This is a genomic window from Corynebacterium marambiense, from assembly GCF_016342275.1.
Taxonomy (GTDB): Bacteria; Actinomycetota; Actinomycetes; order Mycobacteriales; family Mycobacteriaceae; genus Corynebacterium; species Corynebacterium marambiense.
The window spans coordinates 603,253-627,561 of the sequence record NZ_JAEIOT010000007.1; the positions used below are offsets into that span (position 1 = coordinate 603,253).

Sequence of the window (24,309 nt, forward strand, 5' to 3'; positions counted from 1 at the left end):
TCTTCGGGTCATTCAGTCAGATCCCGGGCGGCCCGGGCGAAACTGTCTCCACGGTGCCCCATACCGCGGTACATGTCGAGGGACGCCGCGGCTGGGGCGAGCAGGACGACGTCGCCGGGTTCGGCGATCTCGACGGCTCGGGCCACGAGTTCCATCATCGCCTCCTCTGGATCCGTGGAGTCGGTGCGGTGTACGGGCACATGGGGCGCGTGCCGTCGGACGGCTTCCGCCAACCGGTCCCGGTCAACCCCGAGGAGTAGCACCGCCTTCAAGTGTGGGGCGTGTCGCGCGACGAGGTCATCGACCGTCGCGCCCTTCAATTGTCCGCCGGCGATCCAGATGACCGAGTCGTGCCCGGTGAGTGCGGCACCGGCGGCGTGCGGGTTGGTGGCCTTGGAATTGTCGATGTAGTCCACCCCGGAGTGACTGTGTACCACCTGTCCACGGTGACCGGAGACCTCGTAGACGGCAAGTGCCTCGCGGATGGCCGCGGGGTCGAGTCCCTGGGAGCGGGCGAGAGCTGCGGCGGCCAGCGCATCGTAGATACCCGCAGGGCCAGCCGGGGAGATGCCGTCCGCCGGGGCGAGGACGAGATTCTCTCCGAAGGCGTTGTCGACGAGATTCCCGTCCAGGACCCCCAGTTGACCGGCTTCGGGTTCGCCCAGCGTGAATCCAACGGTGATTGTTTCCGTTCCTTCCGTCGCGGACGTGCGGGAGACGACCTCGGGGTCGTCGCTCCCGATTATCGCGTATGCCCCGCGCAGGGCGCGGAGCTTCGCGTCCGCATAGCCGTCGAAGGAGCCGTGCCAGTCGATGTGGTCATCCGCGAGGTTGAGCAGGACCCCGGCGTCCGGGGTCAAGGTCGGCGCCCAGTGGAGCTGGAAGCTGGAGAGTTCCGCAACGAGAACATCGATCCGGGGTTCCGCCGTGAGTGCGTCGCCGACGGCGACCCCGATGTTCCCGACCGCGGCGGCCGTGTCCGGTCCCTGGGACATCATCGCCGCGCACATCGCGGTCGTGGTGGTCTTCCCGTTGGTGCCGGTGATGACGAGCCAGGTCCTGGGTGCGCCGAAGTACCCGGCCTGGTCGAGCCGCCAGGCGAGTTCCACGTCACCGATGACCTCGACGCCGACCTCGGCTGCCCGGCGGAGGATCGGCGTGTCGGGCCGCCAGCCGGGAGAGGTGATCACCATCCGGTATCTCTCTACCTCCGACAACGCAGTCACGACGTCCACAGTCTCGCACCCGGTCGCCTCCGATACCCGGAAACGGGCGGTCTCATCGTCATCGGCGACCGTGACCCGAGCACCGAGATCACACAACATGCGGGCACAACCGGCGCCGGAGATACCGGCACCGGTGACGAGAATGGGACCATCGAGTGAGATCATTTTCCTACACTCCCGCCGTTGTGAGCCACTCGCCGTAGAACAGCGCGATACCGGTCATACACGCCATCGCGGTGAGCAGCCAGAACCGGATGACCACGGTCGTCTCGGCCCAGCCACCGTTCTCGAAGTGGTGGTGGAAGGGGGCCATCCGGAAGAACCGTTTTCCGCGGGTACGGAAGACCACGACCTGGATCACCACCGAGGCCGCCTCGATGACGAAAAGCGCACCGATGACGACCATGAGCAGCTCGGTGCGGGACACGACGGAGGTAGCCGCGACGAGGCCACCGAGGGCCAGCGATCCGGTGTCCCCCATGAAGATCTTGGCCGGAGCGGCGTTCCACCAGAGGAACCCGAGGCACGCCCCGAGACCCGCCGAAGCGAGGATCGCAAGGTCCAGCGGGTCCCGGACCGAGTAGCAGCCGGGTTCGACCGACACAGAGCAGGAGTTCCGGAACTGCCAAAAGGTGACCAGTGTGTAGGCGCCCATGACCATCGCGGTCGCTCCGGCCGCCAGTCCGTCCAGCCCGTCGGTCAAGTTCACCGCATTCGACCAGGCCGAGATAAGGATGTTCATGAAAGCCAGGAACAGGACGAGGCCGATGATCCCGCCGCCGAGTGCGATGTTAAAGGTCTCGATGTCCCGAATGAAGCTCAGGTTGGTCGTCCCGGGAGTGAGTCCGTCCCGGTTGGCGAACTGGAGAACGAGCCAACCGAACGCGAGGGCGAGTGCAAGTTGGCCGATGAGCTTGGCCTTTTTGGTGAGTCCCAGGTTCCGGCCTTTGGCGAGTTTGATGTAGTCGTCCGCGAAGCCGAGCAGTCCCATACCGAGGGTGAGTCCGAGAACCAGGAGGCCTGAGGCAGCGAATCCGCCGAATCCCCGGGCGATACCGATGAGGGAGGTAACGACGTAGGCGACGACGATGCCGGCGATGATGGCGACGCCGCCCATCGTCGGGGTCCCGCGCTTACGCATGTGGGACGCCGGACCGTCCTCACGGATCTGCTGGCCGAGTCCTTCATCGCTGAACCAGCGGATGAGGACCGGGGTGAGGAAGATCGCGACGAGAAAGGCGATGGCTCCGCTGATGATTATCTGGGTCACTGTTCTACGTCCTGCTCCTCTAGAGATTCCGGTACCGGTAGGGCGAGCAGCGCATCGGCCACCCGCCAGAGCTGCTCGGAGGATGAGGCCTTAACCAGAACCACATCTCTCGGACCGAGCTCCGGCTGCACAAAGTTGATCGCCGCATCGACGGAATCAGCGGTCACGACCCGAGTACCAGCGGCTTCCGCCGCCTGCGCCAGCGAGTGGGTGTTGACTCCGGTACCTACCACGACGAGCCGGGGGATCCCGTTTTCACCGAGGAGGGTGCCGATTTCCGCGTGCCGGTCGGCGGAGTCGGGACCGAGCTCGTTCATCTGCCCGAGTATGGCCCAAGCGGTGCCACCGCTCGCCGCCGCGCTGTGGGCGAGTGCCCTGATCCCCGCGGCCATCGAATCCGGATTGGCGTTGTACGAGTCGTTGATCACGGTGACTCCATCTCCCCTCCGGGTGACCTCCATCCGCCGTCCCGACACCGGCTCGTGGGCAGAGACCGCGGCACAGACCACGTGGGGGTCGAGACCGACACCGACGGTTGCGGCGACCGCGGCCAGGGCGTTGGCGACCTGGTGTTCCCCGGCGAGATGCAGGCTGACCGACTCACGGAGGTCGTCGGGGCCTTCGAGCGTGAAACTCGCGCGACAGCCGTCATCGAGACTGATCCCGGTGGCACGGTAGTCCGCGGCGGGTGCTCCTGATGCGCTGAACGTGACCACCCGGGCGGGGGTCCGGCCCGCCATTGCGGCGACGAGTGGATCATCGGCGTTGAGCACGGCTACTCCCCCATCTGCGGCGGCGGGGAGGACCTCGACCAGTTCTCCTTTAGCCCGCGCGATGGTGTCCCGATCCCCGAATTCTCCGATGTGCGCGGTTCCGACGTTGAGGACAACGCCGACCACCGGCGGTGCGATGGCAGCGAGCTCCGCGATGTGACCGACGCCCCGCGCGGACAGTTCCGCCACGAGGAAATCGGTGTCTGTGGAGCATCGCAGTGCGGTGTACGGGTGCCCGATCTCGTTGTTGAACGATCCCGGGGGCGCCACCACCTCCCCGGCTTCACGGAGCACCGAGGCGATGAGGTCCTTGACGGTGGTCTTTCCCGCGGATCCGGTGACCCCGACGACACGCATGCCGTGGCCGGCTGCCACGTCGACGTTGTGCCGAGCGAGTCTGCCGAGCGCGGCGATGACCGCCGCGCCGTGCCCCGAGGGGTCGTGTTCGTAGGCGGCGGCGTTGCTGTCCGGTACGGGGACCTCCGGGACGATGATTGACGGGGCACCCGTCTCCCGGGCGGCCAGTGCCACGGTGGCGCCGGACCCGATGGCTCCCGGAGCGTAGTCATGGCCGTCGACCTGGGCACCGGGGAGGCAGACGAACAGCCCTCCGGGCCCGATCCGACGCGAGTCGAACTCGACCGACCCGGTGACGATTGCCTCCGGGTCGGCGCCGTCGGCGAGGTAGCCGCCGGTCACGCCAAGAATATCGCTGACAGACATCCGGATCATGCCTGTTCCTCCGTTTCTGCTTCCACTCTTAGCCTGTCATCGATGGCGCGGGTCAGGCACTCCGCGTCATCGAACGGATGCCGGACGTCACCGACCAGCTGGCCGGTTTCGTGTCCTTTACCAGCTATGATGATGGCGTCGCCTGCCCGTGCCCACTCCACGGCCGCCCGGATGGCGTCCTCGCGGGAGCCGATTTCCCTGATGTCGGCGACCCGTTTCTTCTTACCTGCACTCTTTCGCTCACGGACGGCGTCCCTGGCCCCTTGGAGCATCGCGGCGCGGATCGCACCGGGATCCTCGCTGCGTGGGTTGTCGTCGGTGACGACCACGAGATCGGCGGCGCGCGCCGCCGCGGCCCCCATCAACGGTCGCTTCGCCGTGTCCCGGTCGCCGCCGGCGCCAAGGACGATTCCGATCCTCCCCTCTGCTTGGCTGCGGAGCGTCTTCAGTACTGCGGACACGGCGGCCGGTTTATGGGCGTAGTCGACGACGGCAAGGAAATCCTGTCCCCTGTCGATATTCTGCATGCGTCCGGGGACCACCACATCCCGCAGACCACCGGCGACGATCTTCGGATCCTCACCCGCGGTCGCAGCCATGGTGAGCGCGAGCGCGGCGTTCGCCACGTTGAACCGGCCCGGAAGGGGTACCTCGCAGGTGATATCCCGGCCGTCGATACGCACGTCGAACCGTTGCAGTCCAGCCGCACCGATCTCCGTTTCCCCCACCGTCACCGATGCGGGCCGCGAACCGGTAGAGACGGTCACCGCGGCAGGGCCTGCGAGTCTCGACAGCTTCTGACCGAACTCGTCGTCGACACAGATCACGGACCTCCCGGCACGGATCGGTGATCCCGGACGGAAGAAGCGGGCCTTGGTCGCGAAGTACTCCTCCATGGTGTCGTGGAAATCGAGGTGATCTTGGGAGAGGTTCGTGAAACCGGCGACGTCAAACTCGGTGCCGACGATCCTGCCGAGGGCGATCGCGTGTGAGGACACCTCCATCACCACGTGAGTGACGCCGTTCGCCCGCATTCGGGCGAGAACCTCCTGCAGCACGGGAGCTTCTGGCGTGGTCAACTGGGTAGGGACGGGCTCACCGTTGATCCGGGTGCCGTTCGTGCCGATGACACCGACGCTGTGCCCAGCGGCGAGCAGTCCCGCCTCCAGGAGATAGCTGGTCGTGGTTTTACCAGAGGTTCCAGTCACACCGAACAGCGTCATGTCGTGGGACGGGTGTCCGTGGACAGCGGAGGCCACCGTCCCCAAAATCGCGCGCACATCCTCGACGACGATGAAGGGGCGTAGCTCACACCGGTCCGTCAGTATCCGTTCCCCTTCAGCGTCCGTCAGGATCGCGGCTGCGGAGGACTCCCGCGCGTAGGTAGCTCCGTGGGTGCGGGTGCCTGGCACCGCCGCGAACAGTCCTCTCTCCGGCAACTCCTGGGCGTTGATTCCGACCGCGCTGACGCGCACCGAGGCGTCGGCCCCCTGACTCAGGCGGCCGCCGCTCAACTCGGCGATGGTATCCAGTGTGATGGCCACTATCTGGCACACTCCTTATTGCTTTCAGATCGGTACTGCCTCGGGTACGGGGTGGAACGTGATTGTATCCGTGCTCCCCCTGCGGACGGGAGTCCCGGGCCGGGGACCGGATGATGCTCCCCTCGGTCCGGATCACTGCGCCCGGAGAATGAGGTCCCCCTCCCGCGGCGGTGACAACGGCACGTTGTCCCGGTTGAGCAACCACGCCGCGATGTCGTGGAACAGTGGCGCCGCGGACTGCCCCCCTTCACCGTGGACACCCCGTTCGGGATCATCCAGCATCAGTGCGATGACGAACCGGGGATCATCCGCGGGTGCAATGCCTGCGAACGTGATCCAGTAGTCGGAATTCGAGTAGCAGTTGCAGTCAGGATTCACCTGTTGGGCGGTACCCGTCTTTCCGGCGATCTGGTAGCCCTCGACCGCGGCCTGGGGGCCTGTCCCCTGCTGTACACGTGACGGATCTCTTTGGGTGACGGCCTGGAACATCTCACGGACGGTACGCGCGGTCTCCGGGCTCACGACCCGGATCCGTTCCGGTTCCGGTTGCTCTGTAACCTCCCCATCAGGGGCGGTCACAGACCGGATGATACGCGGCTGAATTCGCTCGCCATCGTTCGCGATGGCCTGGTAGACCCCGGCCATCTGCAGCAGAGTCAGTGACATGCCCTGTCCGATCGGCAGATTGGCGAAGGTACCTCCGGACCACTGGGACCGATCGAGGAGCAGTCCCTGGGACTCTCCCGGAAGCTCGATTCCCGTGTAGCGGCCGACGCCGAACTTATCGAGCATCTCCGCGAACCGATCCTGGCCGACGCGATCCGCCAGCATCAAGGTGCCGACATTGGAGGACTTCCCGAAAACACCTGTCGTGGTGAACGGCACGACCCCGTGGGGCCAGGCATCCTTGACGGTCACTCCGGCCATGTTGATGGACCCGGGCACCTGGAGGACCTCATCCGGCGTAGTCACGCCATCCTCGATCGCCGCGGAGGCAGTGATGATCTTTGCGACGGATCCGGGTTCGAACGGTGCCTCGATCGCGGGGTTGCCGAAGAACCGGCCCGCGGCCAACTGCGTCTCGATGTCGCCGGTGGGGTCGATCGTACCGGTGTTGGCCATCGCCAGGACCTCACCGGTCGCGGAGTCGAGGACCACTGCGGAAGCGGATTTCGCCCGCGAATTCTCCTTGGCCTGTTCCAACTGCTGCTGCACGTAGGTCTGAAGATCTAGGTCCAGGGTCAACTCCATGTCTGATCCGTGTATCACGGGGACCTGGTCCCGGAGGGTGCCGGGGATGATGTGGCCGTTGGTCGACACGTCCTCCGTCGACTTACCGTTGATACCGGAGAGCACGCTGTCCGCGGATGCTTCCAGACCGAATTGGCCCTCACCATCGATCGAGATCTTCCCGATCACGTTCTCGGCGATAGCACCGTTCGGGTACTGGCGAATGTCCTGGCGATCCGCCGCGACGCCGGGGAAACGCTCCGCGATCTCCACCGCGACATCGGGATCGACATTGCGGACGAGCACGGTGTACGAGTTGTCGGCCTGCAGCTTCCGGAGGATCTCCGCAGGCTTGACCTTCTGCACGGATGCCCCGGATTCACGGACCATCTCGGGGATGACGGTAGCCATCTCCTCAAGGGCGTCCTCGACCGGCGGGAACTTCTTGAGCTGTTCCGGGTCACCTGAATCAACGGCCATCTCGTGCCGCTCCTGGATCTCCCTGCGGAGAACCAGGGGAGCAGCGGTGAGTGAGCGCGCCTGCATGGTGTAGGCGAGCTGTGCCCCGTCCCGGTCGGTGACCGTTCCACGCCGTGCGAAGTCGGTGTATTCCCGGGTGCGCTGATTCTGCGCCTGGGCAGCCAGTTCCGGCCCCCAGACGAGCTGGACACACGCCAAGCGGAGTGTCAGTAGAACAACCCCAACGATGACGAAAGTGCGGACGATCTTCATCCGGCGGGTGACCTGGTCGGCCCCGACAACCGCCACAGCCTCCAGACCGAAGGGCCTGCCGGGGGGCACCGGTGTCGCGGATTGCGATCGGGTACGTGCACCGGGCCGTGAGCCCCGGGACATCGGTCGACGGGTCCCCCTCCCACGGTCCGGAGGAGTCACTGTCCGCTCCCACCCGTCCGATCGGAACGGACGTTTGGTGCGTACGGTGCGATGGCGGGAACCTGACTGTTCGCCCCCATCACGGGTTCAGCCTGTTCCGATATTTGTCCGGGGACGGGTATCTGTCCGGGGACGGGTATCTGCCCGGGGACGGGTGTCTGCCCGGGGACGGGGCGCCCACCCTGGGGCAGCGGATGCACCTGTTCCGTCACGGCATCTGTCTCGACCGGGTCGCTGCTCGCCGGATGTGGGAGCACCCGGGAACCGTTGACGTCGATGATGGGCCGGACGGCCACCGGATCCGCGCCACGGACTTCGTCGACCCCACCGTCGGGTCGGACAGAGAGCACCCCGGGCTGATCGGGGACGACCATGCCGAGTTCCGCGGCCCGGCGGGCGATCTCGGCAGCCGATGTCGCGGACTGGCGGTCCCGGTTCAACGTCTCCAGCTGGTTGCCCAGCTTGCTGTCTGCCCGCGAGAGTTCCTGGAGCCGGAAGGTCTGTTGTGTGGTCACTCCGGAGAGATAGATGGTCAGCATAACCCCTGCCAGCAGTGTCATGACGAGAGCCGCCGCGAACCGGACCCGGACGGGATCGGCCTTCGGTGCGACGATCCGGCGACCACGAACCGACACAATCTGCCGCGACCCCGGCGTCCACTGGAACAAACGACGCTGCGGCGCGGGCGCTTGCCTGACCGGGCGCGTTCGCGGGGAGGGATGGAGGTCAACGACCTCAGCACGGGTAAATGCGGTGGGGGTCCCCACCGGCTGGCGGCCGGGACGCTGGTCCGAAGGACGTCTCCGAGCAGGTCGGTGGCTGGGGACGACCATTGCTTTTCCGTGACGTGTTTCGGCGGTCGCCCGGAGGCGTGCGGTCGTGCTCATCGGGTTTCTCCGTTCGACTGGGCTATCCGTTCCACGGCGCGTACACGGACGGGTGCAGCCCGGGGATTGTCTTCGATCTCGTGCTGCGGGGCTTTCTCCGCACCCCGCGTGACCAGGCGGAACTCGGGAGCGGTTCCAGGTAGGTCAACCGGCAGGCCTGGAGGCGTCTTCGATGCAGTGAGTTCTGCGAGTTCCTTCTTGACGATGCGGTCCTCCAGCGACTGGTAGGCCATGAACACCGCCCGTCCGCCGATACGCAGTTCCCGGGTGATGGCGGGCACCATAGCGGCGACGGAATCCAGCTCACCGTTCACCTCCACGCGCAGCGCCTGGAACGTGCGCTTGGCGGGATGTCCTCCCGTCCGACGGGCCGCGGCCGGGATCGTGGCGTAGAGCAGTTCGACGAGTCGCCCGGAAGTGGTGAAGGGCTCTTTCTCCCGTTCCCGGAGCACCGCCGAAGCGATCTTCCCGGCGAAACGTTCGTCTCCGTACGCCTTCAGGACATGGGCGAGTTCACCGTGACCGTAGGTGTTGAGGATGTCCGCCGCCGTGATCCCGGAGGTCGGGTCCATACGCATGTCAAGGGGCGCGTCCTGGGAATAGGCGAAACCGCGTTCAGCCTGGTCGAGCTGCATGGAGGAGACCCCGAGATCGAAGAGGGCACCTGCCACACCGTGCTCCCTCACCAGCGAGCAGGGCTCACTATCATCGGCCTCGATGGCGGAGACGAACCGGTCGAAGCGGGTGTGGAGACCGCAGAACCGATCACCGAAACGCTTCAAGCGCCCGGTGGCCTGTTCCAGAGCGATGGGGTCACGGTCGAGCCCGATGACCCGGACTTCGGGGAACACGGTGAGAAAGTACTCGCTGTGTCCGCCGGCGCCGAGGGTTCCATCTATGATGACGGCATCCGCCCCGGCATCCGCGACTGCGGGGTGCAGTAGTTCCGTGACCCGCTCCCGCAAGACAGGGACATGTCCGTGAGTACCGTTTCCGGTCATCGTCATCGCCCCTCCTGGTCGATCGTTCAGGGCTCCGTGCCCGGGAATTGCTGTCATTGCCACGAGGGGGTGAGTACAGGGCCCTGTCCGGGGCGCCTATCTGATGTCGGGGAAGTACACCAGAGCGACACTCCGGACAGAGTCCGTGCACGCACTCCACTCGATTCAGTTGTGTCGTATCCGACCCGGCTCCAGGATCAGAGCAGGCCGCTGAGTTCCGGATCAGCCGCCGACGAGAACATCTCCTCGGTCTGCTTCTGGTATTCGTCCCAGGACTCGGCGTCCCAGATCTCCAGTGACTCGACCGCGCCGATGACCACACACTCCTTGGTGAGCCCCGCGTATTCGCGGTGCGCCGGAGAGAGCGTGATCCGGCCGTGACCATCAGGCCGCTGCTCGACCGCACTGGCGGCGAGGTTGCGGATGAAGGCACGGGCCCTCGGATTGGTCCGTGAGATCTCGGCAGCACGACGGGTACGCGCCTCGAACTCTTCCTTGGGAAAGACCGCCAGAGAGTGGTCCTGCCCCATGGAGACGACGAGACCACCGGCAAGTTCCTCGCGGAATTTCGCCGGAAGAGTCAGCCTCCCCTTGTCATCGAGCTTCGGGGTATAGGTGCCGAGAAACATGTTCGGCACCACCTTTCACTCGCGTATCCCTCAGGGGAGACCAATCCGTCTCGGGCGGTCCAACCGGGACACGTGTCCCCGGATCTCCCACCACTGAGCACCACACTACCCCACTTTCTCCCACCGACAACATAAAAGAACGCGAATTACACCGATGGAAGCTAAAAATATGACTCTGAACAGGTCTTTTAGTGATGAAATGCAGTGGGGCATCAAACCGAAATAGCCCCACCAATTCCCCCAACAGAGATCCCCCGACGCTCCACCCCCACAGACATCACCAATCTCTTGCTTCCCAGAAGACCTTTTGACCTGCCCTTTTATCGGATCAACAAGAAACAAAGCAATCAGTGGGCGAGAGTGGGGAGGATTGGTGGGGCAAAGTGGGGAGGGGCGGACGACCACCATGCGACGCCACCCCCGCCGTCCCGGAGAAACGCGAAAGGACCCCACCGGACAACCGGTAGGGCCCTTTCATTGGGCCGGGAGGTACTTCCCCCTATTCCTCGAAACGCTTGCGGAAACGCTCCTCCATCCGCGACCCGAAGCCGGACCCCGATCCCTCCGCGCCCCCCAGACGACTCCGGACTCCCAAGCCGCCCGTCAATCCGCTGTCGAGATCTCCCTCACCGTCGCCCCCGCGCAACATCCAAACCCCTGCACCGAACATGATGAGAAAGCCGACAACACTGAGCGCGACGAACCAGAGGCTCTGCAGGCTGAACGCGATCCCACCGATGAGAAACAGCAGACCAACCGATCCGACCGCAACACCCCGGAGCGACACAGCTGGGCGGGACGAATTGGCGGAACCATCCACACCGAGGCCCGCCCCGAACTTCGGGTCTGCCATAAGAGACTCTTCAATCTCTCGGAACATCCTCTGTTCCTGCTCAGAAAGCGACATGGTGATCCTCCCGGGATGTGGCGCCAGACTTCTGTGTCCTACTGTCATTAAGAGTAACGCCCAGATTATCCGGAAAGTTCCCGCCACGTCACACCCCAGCGCGTCGACATCCCTTACGGCTTCACGCCAGGGTCATCCGCCGGACTCAGGCCGCGGAGGGCAGGATCCCTTCTTTCCGTTCCGCTGCGTCGATGAACTTCCCCACCTCAGCCAGGAACTCCTCCACCACACCCGCATCCAGAGGGCCCGCGGCATACATCGCACGGTCCCGCAGTCGCGAGTAGCGAGACATCCGGGCGGCCCACCGCGCCCCGTCCGCATCAACCAGGGAAAGCTGGTCCCAGGCACTAGAGGGGCGACGCCGTTTCCGGGACACGGGACTATCCACCACGAGAGCGCCCGCCGTCCGCAGAGCCGCCCGATACCCCTCCTCCACCGCCGCATCATGGACCCCGGCAGACTGTTGAGCACGGGCCTCCGCAAGCAGGACGGCGGCGCGACGAAGATACTCAGCCCGACGCCCACCGGCCCGGTTGAACCGCGTGGTCGCGGAGATCACATTCGACATGGTCCGACCACCTTCCCCTTACCCACCGTCCCCCTCACAGGCTCCGGCTATCAGTAACTGTTTTTCGACTACACAAGAAGAGTAGAAGACCCGGGGGACACCACACCCGAGATAATCGAACATTTGTTCTATGTTCTGTCGATGAGACTTCCCGCCGCGCCGCTACCTCCTCCAGCGATCAGCCTCGGACGATCGGAATCACACCCCGGGCGATGCACCGATCCACCCGCTCATGGTTCGATGGACCGTGTGAATACCGTCATACGTCCCATGACCCCCCTCGAATTCGTGAATCACTGCCCCGAACTCGTCGACGTCTACTGGACCGCGATGGACCTCGACGCCAGGGGACTCGGTGGTCATTCACGGCAGAGCCGGGTACGCCATTGGCGAAGCCTGGTCCACAACCCGGGATTCAGAGCCATCTGTGCGGTGACGAACGGTCGAATAACCGGAATCGCCTACGGCATGGACGGCGAACTACGGAGAAACTGGACCAGGGCGATCGCCGATGGACTCGCCCGATCCGGAGGCTCGGACCCCCGATGGCCGGAAATACTTGCCGACTACTACGAGATCAGTGAGCTCCATGTGCTCCCCGAGGCACAGGGACAAGGAACCGGTAGAAAACTACTGACCGAACTGCTCGACGGCGTTCCCCAGCGCTGGGCGCTGCTGTCCACCCCGGAAGTTCCAAACGAAGCCAACCGGGCCTTCAGCCTCTACCGGGCACTGGGTTTCACCGACGTGGTCAGATACTTCACCTTCTTCTCAGACCCACGCCTGTTCGCGGTACTCGCCGCCGAGCTCCCCCTCGAGGACCGGAGGATCAGCCGGCAGAATGGCCACTGACCTGTAAAGGGCGCCACTCGGGAGCCATCCCGAGATTATGCAGGACCTCCTGCGTGGCGCGGGCATTGTTGAGGGTCATGAAATGCAGGTCCGGCGCCCCCTCCGCGATCAGACGCTCCGCCATCGTCGTCGTCCACTCGATCCCTACCTCACGCACCGCCTCCGCATTGGCCTTCTCATCCCCGTCCGCCGCTTTGACCATCCGAAGTTCAAGCTCCTTCGGCAGCTGCGCACTGGACAGTTCTATCTGTCTGCGGAGCGACCGCAGAGACGTGATCGGCATGAGTCCCGGGATGACGGGCTTCGCCCCCTGCTCCGGATCAGCGGCGACCAGACGATCACGGAGCCGGAGGTAGTGCTCGCAGTCGAGGAACATCTGGGTGATCGAGTACGCGGCACCCGCCCGCAGTTTGTTGAGCGTGTGGAGGGTGTCCGCTTCCTCCGAGACGGCACGGTAGTGCCGCTCCGGGAAGGACGCGACACCGATCTGGAAGTGCCTCGTTTCAGGGAGGGAGCGGGTCATCTCAATGAGATCGATGGCATAGGTCAGTCCACCAGGGGTGGGCTTCCAATCCCCCGTGGGGTCCCCGGGTGGATCGCCCCGCAGCGCGAGAAGATTGGTGAGCCCCACTCCCGCATACGTCCACAGGATGTCCTCGAGTTCTTCCACGGTGTGATTGACCAGGGTGAGGTGAACCAGCGTCGGAAGCGGACGACGTGCCAGCTGCCGAGCAATCCGGCTGGTCCGCGACCGGGTTGATCCACCCGCACCATAGGTCACGGAGACGAACGCAGCTCCGAGCGTGTCGAAGGTGTCCACCGCGTGCCACATCCGCCGTTCCGCGGCGTCATCGCGGGGCGGCATGAACTCGACCGAGAACGGGATCCGTCCCGAGGTCGAGCGGGCGATCGCTTCGGTGACCGAGGTCTGGTTGACGGCAGGTGTATGTGATGGAGACATCTCTGGGTATCTTGTTTGTGTGACAGGAACGGTTGCCCAACGAACCTACCCCGAAATAGACCGCTCTGTTCATTCCATGGTCTATCATCCCCCCTCAAAAACCCCCCGAGGATTAGCATGACCAGCATTGATGCCCACGACAACCTGAGCAGGATCCCCACTCTCGTCCAGGGTCACCTCGCCGCTTTCTTCGCAGCGCGAAAAGAGACACTCACGGGGATAGACGACCACGTCGCTCAGGCTACGGGCCTGCTTGAGGAATTCGTCCTCGGTGGCGGTAAACGGATCCGACCGCTCTTCGCATGGGTCGGCTGGCTCGGCACAGAATCCACGGATGAGGACCCCGACGCCATCCTCGAAGCGGTCAGTGCCCTGGAACTCATCCAGGCGTGTGCCCTGATCCACGATGACATCATCGACTCCTCCGACACCCGGCGCGGACGTCCGACCGTGCACCGGACCGTCGAAAAACTGCACAGAAACGCCGGATGGGCTGGTGATTCCGACCACTTCGGACTCTCAACCGCCACGTTACTCGGAGACCTAGCGCTCGCTTGGTCCGACGAGATGCTGCTCGGTGCGGACTTGCCTTCTCGGCGCCTCCGCGCGGCCATGGAACCGTGGTGGGCCATGCGGACCGAGGTCATCGCCGGGCAAATGCTCGACATCTACGTGGAGTCATCCCGGGATGAGCGCATTGAGGTCGCAGAGAAAATTAACCGGTACAAGTCAGCCGCCTACACCATCGAACGTCCCCTCCACCTCGGCGCGGTGCTCGGCGGGGCGTCTCCCGAACTGATCTCCGCGTACCTCGGCTTCGGCCATGACATCGGCATCGCGTTCCAGCTGAGGGACGACCTTCTCGGGGTGTTCGGGGACCCCGAGATCACTGGGAAACCCGCGGGGGACGATCTGCGGGAGGGGAAGAGAACGGTGCTCGTCGCGGAGGCGTTGCGCCACCTCGACGCCCACGACCCGGTGGGCGCCGAACAGCTGCGTGACGGTATCGGCACGGTGACCTCACCGGCGGAAATCTCCGCCCTCACCGATCTCGTCCGGTCCACCGGCGCCGCAGACAAGGTCGAGAAACGGATCAGTGAGCTGACGGTATCAGGTCTCGCGAAACTGGATGCGGTGGAGATCTCACCGACGGTCCGGTCGATGCTCCACGATCTCGCGGTCCGGTCAACCGCCCGGCGAATGTGACGCCGTGACTTCCTACCTTCTCCGACCCCTGGACCGACTCTCCGTCCGCTACCCGGATGCCCGACTCACGGGGACCATCGCTGCGGTCACCATCACCCTCGCGTCCTTCGGCGGAGGTGCGATCCGGTACCGGGGCGGCGTGCTCGACACCCTCGGGCTGTCTTTCCTGTCCTACGGGCACGGTGCCGCGATATCGAATGTCGCGATGTGGCTGGGTCTGGCGCTAATGACCCTCGCATGGGTGATTCTCGGGCGCGGGGTGCTGAGCGGCCAGGTCACCGACCGTGCTGTAACCCGCTCCCTCATCTGGTGGGTCGCACCGCTGCTCCTCGCCGCCCCGATCCTCTCCCGGGACGTCTACTCGTACCTGATGCAGGGGGCGATGGTCCGTGACGGGTTCGATCCCTACTCGCAGGGCGCCGCGGTCAATCCCGGACCGATGCTGCTCGAGGTCTCCCATGACTGGCGCAACACCACCACCCCGTACGGTCCCCTGCACCTCTGGTTGGGCGACGGAGTCACGACCATCGCCGGCGACAGCGTTACCGCCGGTGTGTTCCTCTACAAGCTCATCTCATTGGTCGGTTTCTGGGGGATCGTCTGGTGTGTGCCCCGGATCACCGCCCGAATCAACGGCGACGCCGCCGTCGCGCTGTGGTTGGGTGTCGCAAATCCGGTCACGGTGCTCCACCTTGTGGGGGGCATGCACAACGAATCCGTGATGGTCGCGCTGGTGTCACTGGGGATTCTGCTCGCGCTGGACGGTCGTTTCACGGCGGCGATCGCTCTCGTCGCCGTCTCCGTCGCTTTCAAGGCGACCGGGATCATCGCGCTTCCGTTCCTGGCCTGGATGATGCACCGTCACCTCCGGGAAAAAGGTCTTCCCCTGGGGTCGGTGGGTGCGTTCATCGCGGCAGGCTTCTGGTCGGTCGTCACGACCCTCGCCGTGGTCAGCGTCTGCACATGGCTGTCCGGTGCTGGCTGGGGCTGGATCGCGGAGTTGTCCGGAAACTCCAAGGTGATCAACCCGCTGGCGATCCCATCACTGGTAGCGGGAATCCTGACCCCGCTTCTCGAGATGACGGGAGCTGAGGTGAGCTACAACGCGGTGCTCGCGCTCATGCGCCAGATCGGCATGGTCGGGATGCTCGTCGGTCTGGTCATCGCGTGGTGGGTCTTCCGCGGCGACGACCGCAGGAACATCATGGGAATCGCCGCTGCCTATACCGTGGTCGTGACTCTCAATGCCGTCACTCTCCCCTGGTACTACGTCAGCCTCGTTGTTCTCCTGGGGACATTCGACCCGTCGCGGAGAATCGTGGGGCTCACGGCATGGTGTTCCGTCGTCGTGGCGATGTCGTTCACTGGAAGCGGAAACCACCAGATGTACAACCTCGTCTGGATGGGTGTTCTGGCGCTGGTCGCCTGGCATCTCACCCAGTGGCTGATGGCGGGCGACGACGCTGTCCCCGTCCCTGCCGTGGACACCACCGACGCGGACGCGGACGCCGTCAGAGTCCCGCGGCCTGCGCGCGGCGCATGACCTCGCGGGCGAGGTGCCCGTGGAGGCCGTCGACGGGGCGCCCCGGAAGAGACTCGTCCGGGGTGAATAACCAGTCGAGGATCTCCCGATCATCGTATCCGCCATCGGACAGGAGCGCGATGGCCCCCGGGACGAAGCGGTTGACCCGCCCGTCCTCGTCGAGGAATACGGCCGGCAGCATCCGGTGGCCGTCAACGGTGACGGCGATGAGCTTGTGCTCGCCCAAGAGATCGTAGACGCGGGTGATCACGACCCCCATCTTCTCTGCGGCTTCCGGGATACTCAGCAGGGGTTCGTCGGCGGACAGGATTTCACGGGCTTCTGGGTAACTCACACCACATAATGTAGCGCGTCGGATCTCCGCCCGCGGCGCGGGCGGGCGGGGCGCCTGCTGTAACTCCGCGAATGACGGGCGACGTCCCCGACCGTTGCCGTATCTGTCGGCTGGAACCGAAGGCCTGCATCGACCATACTGGGGCCATGACACAGCTGGACATCGGCGAGGTCCTCGAGGGCCGGTACCGAATCGATACTCCGATAGCCCGAGGTGGCATGTCCACCGTCTACCGGTGTGTGGATTTGCGCCTCGGGCGGAGCGTGGCCGCAAAGGTCATGGACGAGCGCTACGCCGGAGACCGGGTCTTCCGGAACCGCTTCCGGAGGGAGGCCCGCTCCATGGCCCAGCTGTCCGACCCGTGTCTCGTCAACGTCTACGACACCAGCGCCGACGGCGGCCACGTGTTCCTCATCATGGAGCTCATCACCGGAGGGACCCTCCGCGAGCTCCTCGCCGAGCGCGGCCCCATGCCCCCGCACGCGGCAACCGCGGTGATGCGCAGTGTTCTCACCGGACTCTCGGTCGCCCACGGTGCGGGTATGGTGCACCGAGACATCAAACCGGATAATATCCTGATCAACGCCGACGGCCAGGTGAAACTCGCTGATTTCGGGTTGGTCCGTGCTGCGGCCGCGTCCCCCGCCACGGGCGACAAGATCATCGGCACCGCAAGCTATCTGTCACCGGAGCAGGTCGAAAATGCCGAGATCGGCCCTGCCAGTGACGTCTACTCCGCGGGCATCGTCCTGTTCGAGTTACTGACCGGGCAGACCCCCTTCACTGGGGAGGACGACACAGCTCGAGCCTACGCCCGGCTCACCGAGGACGTCCCCCCGCCGAGTTCCCGGATAGATGGGGTCCCGCGACTGTTCGATGAATTGGTCGCGACCGCCACCTCCCGTAGCCCTGCGGACCGTTTCTCCGACGCCGGCGAGTTCCTCGAGGCACTCGAGGACGTCGCCGCGGAGCTCGGGCTCGCTGCTTTCCGGGTACCCGCCCCACAGAACTCGGCGGCCCACCGGGCCACGGGTTTCATCGACATGCCCACGGACATGTTCACCGGAGCTATTTCAACGCCCGGGGATCCGGAGGCCACGGTGGTCACCGAACGTCCCGACGCCGGTGCGGAGACGACACAGCTACCGCCACTGGATTCACCGTCGGACGAGACGCGGATGTTGCCACAGGTCCCGGAACCGCATCCGGAGCCCGGTGAGACCGCTTTTCTACCGCACCAGGACAGTCCTACCGCCGTGGCCCCGGGGGCTCCGGCGGTACCTGTCCAGTTCCCTCCCCCGGTGCCTGCTGTGGATGATCCACTCTTCACGAACCGGGAGCCGACCCACGGGGATCGTGTCCACTTCCGACCCGCCGTTACCAGTGGGTCGAAGCTCGGGCTTCTCGCCTGGTTGTCGGTCGTGGCAATCGCCACCATCGCGATCGCGGTGGGAGCCTGGTGGTACGGTTCCGGCCGGTACGGTGAGGTTCCGCAGGTCCTCGGCATGGATCCCGCGACGGCGACGGCGACGGTCACCGAAGCCGGATTCGAACCCGTGTCCCGCAGCGTCTACGACGACACCGTCCCTTTCGATCAGGTGGTCGGGACTGATCCTCCGGGTGCGCAACGCGTTCCCCGGGGTGAGCCGGTCTCGGTTTTGGTCTCGTTGGGTGCTCCGACGGTACCGGCGCTTCCGACTGACCATGATGCCGGGCGATTCAGAGCGGCGCTCACCGAACGAACACTCAACTGGGGCGACGGCGAGGCCGTCTACTCCGATGATGTGCCCGCCGGTGGTGTCGTCACCACCGAGCCTCCGTCGGGAGCGACCGTGTCGGTCGATGGAACCGTCACGGTCCATCTCAGCAAGGGGCCGGCTCCGGTCAAGGTACCCAGGATCAGCGGAATGCCCGGCGGCGAGGCGAGGGCGGCACTGGAAAGAGCCGGATTCGCGGTAGCCGCGACGGACGAGGAATTCAGTCCGGAGGTGGATGAAGGTGACGCCATCGCGACGGATCCTCCTGCCGGAAGTACGCTGAAGCGCGGATCCGAGGTCACCCTCATCGTCTCCAACGCGCTGACGGTACCCGACGTCGTCGGGTTGTCCGAGGACGAAGCTCTCGGTGAACTCTCGGCGGCCGGGTTCTCGGTGGGCGAGGTGACCCGTTCGGACCTGGTGGGCGCAACCGCCCACGCGGTCATGGACGTCTCACCGAAGCCAGGCGCCCGGGTGAATCCCGCGGATCCCAGGGTGAACCTGCTCGTGGCCAAGAAGGTCAACGTCCCGTTCCTCATCGGTAAGCGCACGGACGAGGCACGCAAGCTCCTGGATGAGGCCGGGCTGCCTTACACCGGGCTGGACGGAACCTCTGACGGAGCCCGGGTCGTCACCCAGTCCCCGGCCGGTAACCGGGACGTCTCCCCCGGGACGACGGTGAAGCTCAGGACCGTCGGGTAACGGAGCGAGACTTTCGGCCCATGGATCAGCAGTCAGACAGAGGACCCGGGTCCTCTGTCTGACTGCTGATCCAACCGGGAAATGCTACTGGTTGCGCAGCATCTCCGCGACGAGGAACGCCAGTTCCAGCGACTGCTGGGTGTTCAGCCGGGGGTCGCAGGCGGACTCGTAGCGACCGGGGAGATCGATGTCCGTGATATCTTCGGCACCGCCGAGACACTCGGTGACGTTCTCCCCCGTCAGCTCAATGTGGATCCCGCCCGGGTGGGTTCCCAGCTCGCGGTGCACCTCGAAGAACCCCTGAACCTCATCGATGACGTGATCGAAGTGGCGCGTCTTGTAACCGTTTGACGACGTTGTGGTATTGCCGTGCATGGGATCACACTGCCAGATCACCCGGTGTCCAGATTCCTCGACGGCGCGAACGATACCCGGAAGCACGGCACGCACCTTGTCGTGGCCCATGCGGGCAACCAGGGTGAGCCGGCCGGGTTCACGGTTGGGGTCGATGCGCTCGGCGTAGGCGACAGCCTCCTCTGGGGTGCAGCCGGGGCCGATCTTCAATCCGACCGGATTCGCGATCAGGGCCGCGAAGTTGACATGGAAGTCCTCGATCCCACGCGTCCGCTCGCCGATCCAGAGCTGATGGGCGGACAGGTCGTAGAGTTCCGTCTGACCGTTCTCGTCCTCCGCAAGCCGCAGCATCGCCCGTTCGTAGTCGACGAGAAGTGCCTCGTGGGAGCAGTAGATGTTCGCGGTGTGCAGGTTCTGATCATTGACCCCGCAGGCGGCCATGAACTTGAGTCCCGCCTCGATCTCCTGACCGAGCTGCTCGTAACGTGCACCGGCCGGCGAGTTTGCGACGAACTCGCGGTTCCACTCATGCAGCTTGTGGAGGTCCGCCGTACCCGATGCGGCGAGCGCACGGACGAGGTTCAGCGCGGCCGACGCGTTGGCGTAGGCACGGATCATTCGGGCCGGATCGTGGCGACGGGCCTCCGGGGTGGCCTCGACGGCGTTGACGATGTCTCCGCGATAGTTCGGCAGACCATTCTCGTCCAGGTCCGAGGACCGGGGCTTGGCGTACTGTCCAGCGATTCTAGCCATCTTGATCACCGGAGTGGAGGCACCGTATGTCAGCACGACAGCCATCTGCAGGAGGGTCTTGACGTTCGCCCGGATGTGCGGTTCGGTGTTCGACTCGAATGTCTCGGCACAGTCACCTCCCTGCAGGAGGAAGGCTTTGCCCAGTGCAACGTCGGCGAGCTGCTTCTTCAGCCGCCTGATTTCGGGCGCGACAACGACGGGGGGAACGGATTCCAGGATCTTGCGAACATTGTTGGCCTGGCGTTGATCCCAGGTCGGCTGTTGTTTCGCGTCCCGCGCGACAACGCTGTCAAAGCGCTGCCGGATGCCGTCAGGCAACGGGGGCAGATCGGGAAGTTCATCTACTGGGAGGTCTACTGTCCAACTCACGCTCCATTCATACCATGTGCCCAGCTCCAACCGTGCCTTAGCCCCCTGAAAGTACCCACCGCTTCACCCGGAAAACCACATCAGTACGCGGAGCGCACCCGATTCCGGTTGTCCATCGGAAGATGGCGTTCGCACAGCCGAAACTTGTCCAGGTTGTGCCGGGCGTCGACGAGCGCATCATGGTTCCCCTCGGGCAGTTCGGGAAGTGTGGGCCGTCCGGCCGCCTCCCAGTATTGACGCAGCTCATGGGTGAATCGCGGCAACGAACGGGGCATCGACCTCATGTCGCCGAACAGTTGCGCCAGAACGACATGATCATAGGCACCGACCCATGCCCACAGCTCCGGCGTCCCCGGCCCCTGGGTGAGAAAATCCTTCACCTCGTCCCTGATGGTGGACAGATCCCGCCACACCTGAGAGCTGATGTTCGGCAGCTGGGACAGCACGTGGCGCTTCACCCAGTCGTTCGCGCGCCGCGGATCGAATTCGGTCGACACCGCGTAGTACTCGCGGCCGTCCTCCGCGACGATCCCTATGGAGACGAGTTCGATGGTGCGGCCATCCTCGATAAACTCGGTGTCGTAGAAGAAACGCACGGAAGAGAACCTCACTGTTCGTCAGCGGCCCGGCCGGATCAGCAGCGGCGCCCGGACCTCCGCGCCACCGGATCCAGACTATCGGGACGTCCCATTCCCCCGGTGGCCCGGGGCGGATAGAATCCCGGTTCATGTCTGATTCCGCCCCCGGCACCGTCGCCGCCCACCGGTTCCACGTGGCGCCAGCCGCCTTTCGGGCCACCGCGGTTCTCGCGGTCATCATCTCTGTCATCCCGATGGTGTTCAACACGTCCCACCCGAACAACCAGCAACTGCTCCGCTACCACATCGACTTCGACGTGTATCGGAGCGGCGGACGCGCACTCATCGACGGGATCCCCCTCTACACGAGATCGTTTCCGGTCGGCGGGATCGAGCTCCCCTTCACCTATCCGCCGCTCGCGGCCATCTTCTTCGCCCCGACCGCGCTCCTCGATCGGGATCTGGGTGCCGCACTACTGAACATTGTGAGTGTCGCGGCCCTGTGGTGGTGCCTCGTCGTCGTCATCGACCGGATCCGCCCGGATTGGGAGCCATCGACGTCGAGAACGATGGCCCTCATCCTCCTCGCGTTCCTGCTGCGCCTCGAGCCCGTGACGGAGACTCTCAACTTCGCGCAGGTGAACATCCTCCTGATGGCCGCCGTCATCCTCGACATCCTCTCCCGGCACAACAGGATTCCCCGGGGCACTCTCATCGGTCTGGCGGCGGCGATCAAACTCACCCCGGCGGTGTTCGGTCTCTATTTCCTGGTGCGCCGGGACTGGCGTTCCGCCGGAATCTGTGCCCTCTCCGGAATCGGGTTCACCGCCCTTGCCTGGGTGATCACGCCCACCAACTCGACCGAGTACTGGCTGCACACGCTCTCCGACCCGGACCGGATCGGAGAGCTCTCCTACAGCGGCAACCAGTCGATCCGTGGTGCCCTCGCACGCGTCGTCGGGGACGAACTCCAGACGCCGCTCTGGTTCCTCGCGGTCCTCATCCTCCTCGTGGCGGTGGTCGTCGCCATGCGCCGGACCGTGAGACACGGGGCCCTCTTCGGTGCGGTCTTGCTGAACGCAACGGTGGCGTTGCTGTGTTCCCCGGTGTCCTGGACCCACCACTGGGTGTGGATCGCACCGATAGTCGTGGTCCTCGGTTTCCGGGCGGTGGATCTCAGCGGCACCCGGGCAGGAGCGCTGGCGCTGTGGCTCACGGTGTTGTTCATCACCGCTGGTGTCACCGCACCGCACTGGACGCTGCCCACCCGCGGCCCCGAGGAGAGCTGGTCCCCGCCGGCCCACATCATCGGGGACACGTACGTCCTGCTCGCGCTTCTTTTGATTGTGTCCGCCACCGTCGCACCGGAAATACTCGGGGGTGGACCGGGCCGCTGGGGAGCATCCCCCGCCCCACTGCCGGCCTGGCCGGGAGCGATGGTGGCTACGCTCATCGTCGTCGGCGCATCAGGAATCCTCGGCGGAGGCGCCCCCGGCGTCGTGCCGAATGATGTCAGCCAGGAATCGGCGGAGGAACTCATCAGGGTACTCGCTGAAACCGGGGGTGCCACGGCGCCATGGCCGGTCTTCACCGTCGTGATCGTCATCCTCGTCGTCCTGGCGGCCCTGGTTCTCGCCCCCGTGACCGGCTGGCGGGCAATCGGGTTCATCGCGCCGGTTGTCGTGCTGGTGCTACCCGTACGGATCGGGTTCTCCGCGGCACCGTTGACGCTGTTGGCCGCGGGGTTCCTCGCTGCGGACGTGTTCACCACCCGGCCCGGACGGTTGCCGCGGGGACTATTGTCCGGAGTGGCGGTCGGGTTGTGTGGATGGCCGGTACTCACCCTCGGGGCGGTGGCTCTCCGGGGCGGTCGGCGCGCGGTGCTGACGGCTCTGGCCACCGGTGGCGGCGTCATGCTCGCGGTCTGGCCGTTCGCCGGCCCGCTACCCGGATTGACCGGGCCACCGCTGAACTCCGCTTTGAATTCATCCCCCGCGGGACTTCTCGCCCGGTTCTCGGGAAGCACCAACCCGCTGGTCACGCTGTTTCCGGTGCTGGCGGCGATCGTCTTCGTACTCTGGGTGCTCTCTAGGTTGCGCCGTTCGGGTGCGGCGACAGCAGAACAGCTTGCCGTGTGGCTCACCGTTCCGCTGCTCGTCCTTCCGGCGGTCCCGGTACAGCGGTGGGTGCTCGTCGTACCGCTGATCGTCGTGCTGCTGCTCCGGTTATGGCGTAGCCACGGTGCGGAGCCCACTGCGGTCACTGGAGCCGCCGCGTTCGGCGCCTGGATGACCATGGTGTTCTGGCCCCCCACCGCACTCCAAGCATCCTTCCCAGGGGTCGCCGGGGGATGGAATCCGTTGACCGAGTTCCTCTCGCTGACCCCGGTGATCTATCTCGTGACCACACTGATTGTGCTCGCCCGGTCACCGCGTACGGTCACGGCAGGATAGCGAACACCCGAGCTGGGAACCCGGTTCCGCCCTTCGGCTTCGCCCAGGTCGCGACGACGAGCGCACCGGTTTCGGGGACCTCCTCGAGGTTAGCGAGCAGTTCAATCTGCCAGCGGTCCTGCTGGAGCAGGAACAGTTCCGTCGGCAGTGCTCCTCCGCTAACCACCACTCCGGGATCCGTATCGGTGGTCTCGTGGCCGATGGCGGTGATCCCCCGCTCCTCCAGGAGGAAGCGGACGACCTCGATGTTCCAGGCCGGGTAGTGGAACACGCCGTCAGCGTCGGCGTTGAACATCGCCTCCGCGTCGGGCCAACGTTTCGACCAGCCGGTCCGCAGCGCCACGAACCCGCCCTCGGGGAGGCGGCCGTTCCGGTCTTCCCAGGCGAGGACGTCGTCCACGGTCGGCGTGTAGTCCGGGTTCCCGGCGACCTGTTCCGTGACATCCAGGACGGCGAACGGGAGGATCATCTCGTTGACGGGAAGTTCGTCGAGGGTTCGCGCATCGTTGACGAAGTGGATCGGCGGATCGACGTGGGTCCCCCATTGCCCGACGAACCGGTACTCGTCGACGGTGAATCCGTGCTCGGTGACGGTGAACAGGCGCGTACGGTCCTCGTCGGGGAGTGCCGAGAACTTCGGTTGCCCCGCATGGAATGCGTGGGTCAGATCGACGTAGCGGTGTCTGCTACGGAGCCGGGTGGCGAGTTCCCAGAGTGAATTGTTGTCGGTCATGGTGTGTCTTTCGTGGTCGGGAAAGGGATGACCCCCACAGTCGTCATCGTGCA

20 protein-coding genes are annotated in these 24,309 nt (G+C 65.1%); 5 read left to right on the forward strand and 15 right to left on the reverse strand.

Annotated features, from left to right (window positions below):
• Window positions 1-8: 8 nt before the first annotated feature.
• The 10 genes from murD to JDV76_RS07810 all read right to left on the reverse strand — a co-directional run bounded on the left by murD (window position 9) and on the right by JDV76_RS07810 (window position 11,661).
• The gene (gene murD / locus JDV76_RS07765; RefSeq protein ID WP_198736272.1) at window positions 9-1,391 is read right to left on the reverse strand and encodes a UDP-N-acetylmuramoyl-L-alanine--D-glutamate ligase; all 1,383 of its coding nucleotides are present in this window, start codon (window positions 1,389-1,391) and stop codon (window positions 9-11) included.
• A gap of 4 nt (window positions 1,392-1,395) precedes the next feature.
• Window positions 1,396-2,496, reverse strand: coding sequence for a phospho-N-acetylmuramoyl-pentapeptide-transferase (gene mraY, locus JDV76_RS07770; protein ID WP_198736273.1), 1,101 nt, complete (start codon window positions 2,494-2,496; stop codon window positions 1,396-1,398).
• The gene (locus JDV76_RS07775; protein ID WP_198736274.1) at window positions 2,493-4,001 is read right to left on the reverse strand and encodes a UDP-N-acetylmuramoyl-tripeptide--D-alanyl-D-alanine ligase; all 1,509 of its coding nucleotides are present in this window, start codon (window positions 3,999-4,001) and stop codon (window positions 2,493-2,495) included. The genes mraY and JDV76_RS07775 overlap by 4 nt, the downstream gene beginning before the upstream one ends.
• Window positions 3,998-5,545: a UDP-N-acetylmuramoyl-L-alanyl-D-glutamate--2,6-diaminopimelate ligase gene (locus JDV76_RS07780; RefSeq protein WP_198736275.1), complete on the reverse strand. Its 1,548-nt coding sequence runs from the start codon at window positions 5,543-5,545 to the stop codon at window positions 3,998-4,000. The genes JDV76_RS07775 and JDV76_RS07780 overlap by 4 nt, the downstream gene beginning before the upstream one ends.
• 132 nt (window positions 5,546-5,677) lie before the next feature.
• Complete coding sequence (locus tag JDV76_RS07785; protein ID WP_232959138.1) at window positions 5,678-7,507, reverse strand: peptidoglycan D,D-transpeptidase FtsI family protein; 1,830 nt, start codon at window positions 7,505-7,507, stop codon at window positions 5,678-5,680.
• 158 nt (window positions 7,508-7,665) lie between these two features.
• Window positions 7,666-8,556: a cell division protein FtsL gene (ftsL, locus tag JDV76_RS07790; RefSeq protein ID WP_198736277.1), complete on the reverse strand. Its 891-nt coding sequence runs from the start codon at window positions 8,554-8,556 to the stop codon at window positions 7,666-7,668.
• Window positions 8,553-9,563 carry a 16S rRNA (cytosine(1402)-N(4))-methyltransferase RsmH gene (gene rsmH / locus JDV76_RS07795; RefSeq protein ID WP_198736278.1) on the reverse strand — a complete coding sequence of 337 codons (1,011 nt, stop codon included), beginning with the start codon at window positions 9,561-9,563 and terminating at the stop codon, window positions 8,553-8,555. Before rsmH ends, ftsL begins: the two co-directional genes overlap by 4 nt.
• Before the next feature lie 191 nt (window positions 9,564-9,754).
• Window positions 9,755-10,186 carry a division/cell wall cluster transcriptional repressor MraZ gene (gene mraZ, locus JDV76_RS07800; protein WP_198736279.1) on the reverse strand — a complete coding sequence of 144 codons (432 nt, stop codon included), beginning with the start codon at window positions 10,184-10,186 and terminating at the stop codon, window positions 9,755-9,757.
• 499 nt (window positions 10,187-10,685) lie between these two features.
• Window positions 10,686-11,093: a DUF3040 domain-containing protein gene (locus JDV76_RS07805; RefSeq protein ID WP_198736280.1), complete on the reverse strand. Its 408-nt coding sequence runs from the start codon at window positions 11,091-11,093 to the stop codon at window positions 10,686-10,688.
• Window positions 11,094-11,238: 145 nt separating this feature from the next.
• Window positions 11,239-11,661 (reverse strand): SAV_6107 family HEPN domain-containing protein, encoded by a 423-nt coding sequence (locus JDV76_RS07810; RefSeq protein WP_198736281.1) that lies wholly within the window; start codon window positions 11,659-11,661, stop codon window positions 11,239-11,241.
• Between the two features lie 270 nt (window positions 11,662-11,931).
• On the opposite strand from JDV76_RS07810, the gene JDV76_RS07815 reads away from it, so the two are divergent.
• The gene (locus JDV76_RS07815) at window positions 11,932-12,513 is read left to right on the forward strand and encodes a GNAT family N-acetyltransferase (protein ID WP_198736282.1); all 582 of its coding nucleotides are present in this window, start codon (window positions 11,932-11,934) and stop codon (window positions 12,511-12,513) included.
• Here the strand turns inward: JDV76_RS07815 and JDV76_RS07820 are convergent.
• Entirely contained in the window at window positions 12,491-13,474 is a 984-nt protein-coding gene (locus JDV76_RS07820) for a methylenetetrahydrofolate reductase (protein ID WP_198736283.1), read from the reverse strand. The genes JDV76_RS07815 and JDV76_RS07820 overlap by 23 nt on opposite strands.
• Before the next feature lie 117 nt (window positions 13,475-13,591).
• On the opposite strand from JDV76_RS07820, the gene JDV76_RS07825 reads away from it, so the two are divergent.
• Window positions 13,592-14,680 carry a polyprenyl synthetase family protein gene (locus tag JDV76_RS07825; RefSeq protein ID WP_198736284.1) on the forward strand — a complete coding sequence of 363 codons (1,089 nt, stop codon included), beginning with the start codon at window positions 13,592-13,594 and terminating at the stop codon, window positions 14,678-14,680.
• 28 nt (window positions 14,681-14,708) lie between these two features.
• Window positions 14,709-16,223 (forward strand): alpha-(1->6)-mannopyranosyltransferase A, encoded by a 1,515-nt coding sequence (locus JDV76_RS07830; RefSeq protein WP_232959139.1) that lies wholly within the window; start codon window positions 14,709-14,711, stop codon window positions 16,221-16,223.
• Here JDV76_RS07830 and JDV76_RS07835 read toward each other — a convergent pair.
• Window positions 16,192-16,557 carry an Rv2175c family DNA-binding protein gene (locus JDV76_RS07835; RefSeq protein ID WP_248140787.1) on the reverse strand — a complete coding sequence of 122 codons (366 nt, stop codon included), beginning with the start codon at window positions 16,555-16,557 and terminating at the stop codon, window positions 16,192-16,194. The two genes, JDV76_RS07830 and JDV76_RS07835, sit on opposite strands and share 32 nt — an antisense overlap.
• 146 nt (window positions 16,558-16,703) lie before the next feature.
• Between JDV76_RS07835 and JDV76_RS07840 the strand changes: the two genes are divergently transcribed.
• Window positions 16,704-19,016 carry a PASTA domain-containing protein gene (locus tag JDV76_RS07840; RefSeq protein ID WP_198736286.1) on the forward strand — a complete coding sequence of 771 codons (2,313 nt, stop codon included), beginning with the start codon at window positions 16,704-16,706 and terminating at the stop codon, window positions 19,014-19,016.
• Between the two features lie 84 nt (window positions 19,017-19,100).
• Here the strand turns inward: JDV76_RS07840 and JDV76_RS07845 are convergent, their stop codons facing one another.
• Both JDV76_RS07845 and JDV76_RS07850 read right to left on the reverse strand, forming a co-directional pair.
• On the reverse strand, window positions 19,101-20,492 hold the full coding sequence (locus JDV76_RS07845; RefSeq protein ID WP_198736287.1) for a class II 3-deoxy-7-phosphoheptulonate synthase: 1,392 nt from the start codon (window positions 20,490-20,492) through the stop codon (window positions 19,101-19,103).
• 80 nt (window positions 20,493-20,572) lie between these two features.
• Window positions 20,573-21,088 (reverse strand): polyadenylate-specific 3'-exoribonuclease AS, encoded by a 516-nt coding sequence (locus JDV76_RS07850; RefSeq protein WP_198736288.1) that lies wholly within the window; start codon window positions 21,086-21,088, stop codon window positions 20,573-20,575.
• Window positions 21,089-21,219: 131 nt separating this feature from the next.
• On the opposite strand from JDV76_RS07850, the gene JDV76_RS07855 reads away from it, so the two are divergent.
• Window positions 21,220-23,523 (forward strand): glycosyltransferase 87 family protein, encoded by a 2,304-nt coding sequence (locus JDV76_RS07855; RefSeq protein WP_198736289.1) that lies wholly within the window; start codon window positions 21,220-21,222, stop codon window positions 23,521-23,523.
• Here JDV76_RS07855 and JDV76_RS07860 read toward each other — a convergent pair.
• Window positions 23,510-24,256 (reverse strand): cyclase family protein, encoded by a 747-nt coding sequence (locus JDV76_RS07860; protein ID WP_198736290.1) that lies wholly within the window; start codon window positions 24,254-24,256, stop codon window positions 23,510-23,512. The two genes, JDV76_RS07855 and JDV76_RS07860, sit on opposite strands and share 14 nt — an antisense overlap.
• Window positions 24,257-24,309: the final 53 nt, after the last annotated feature.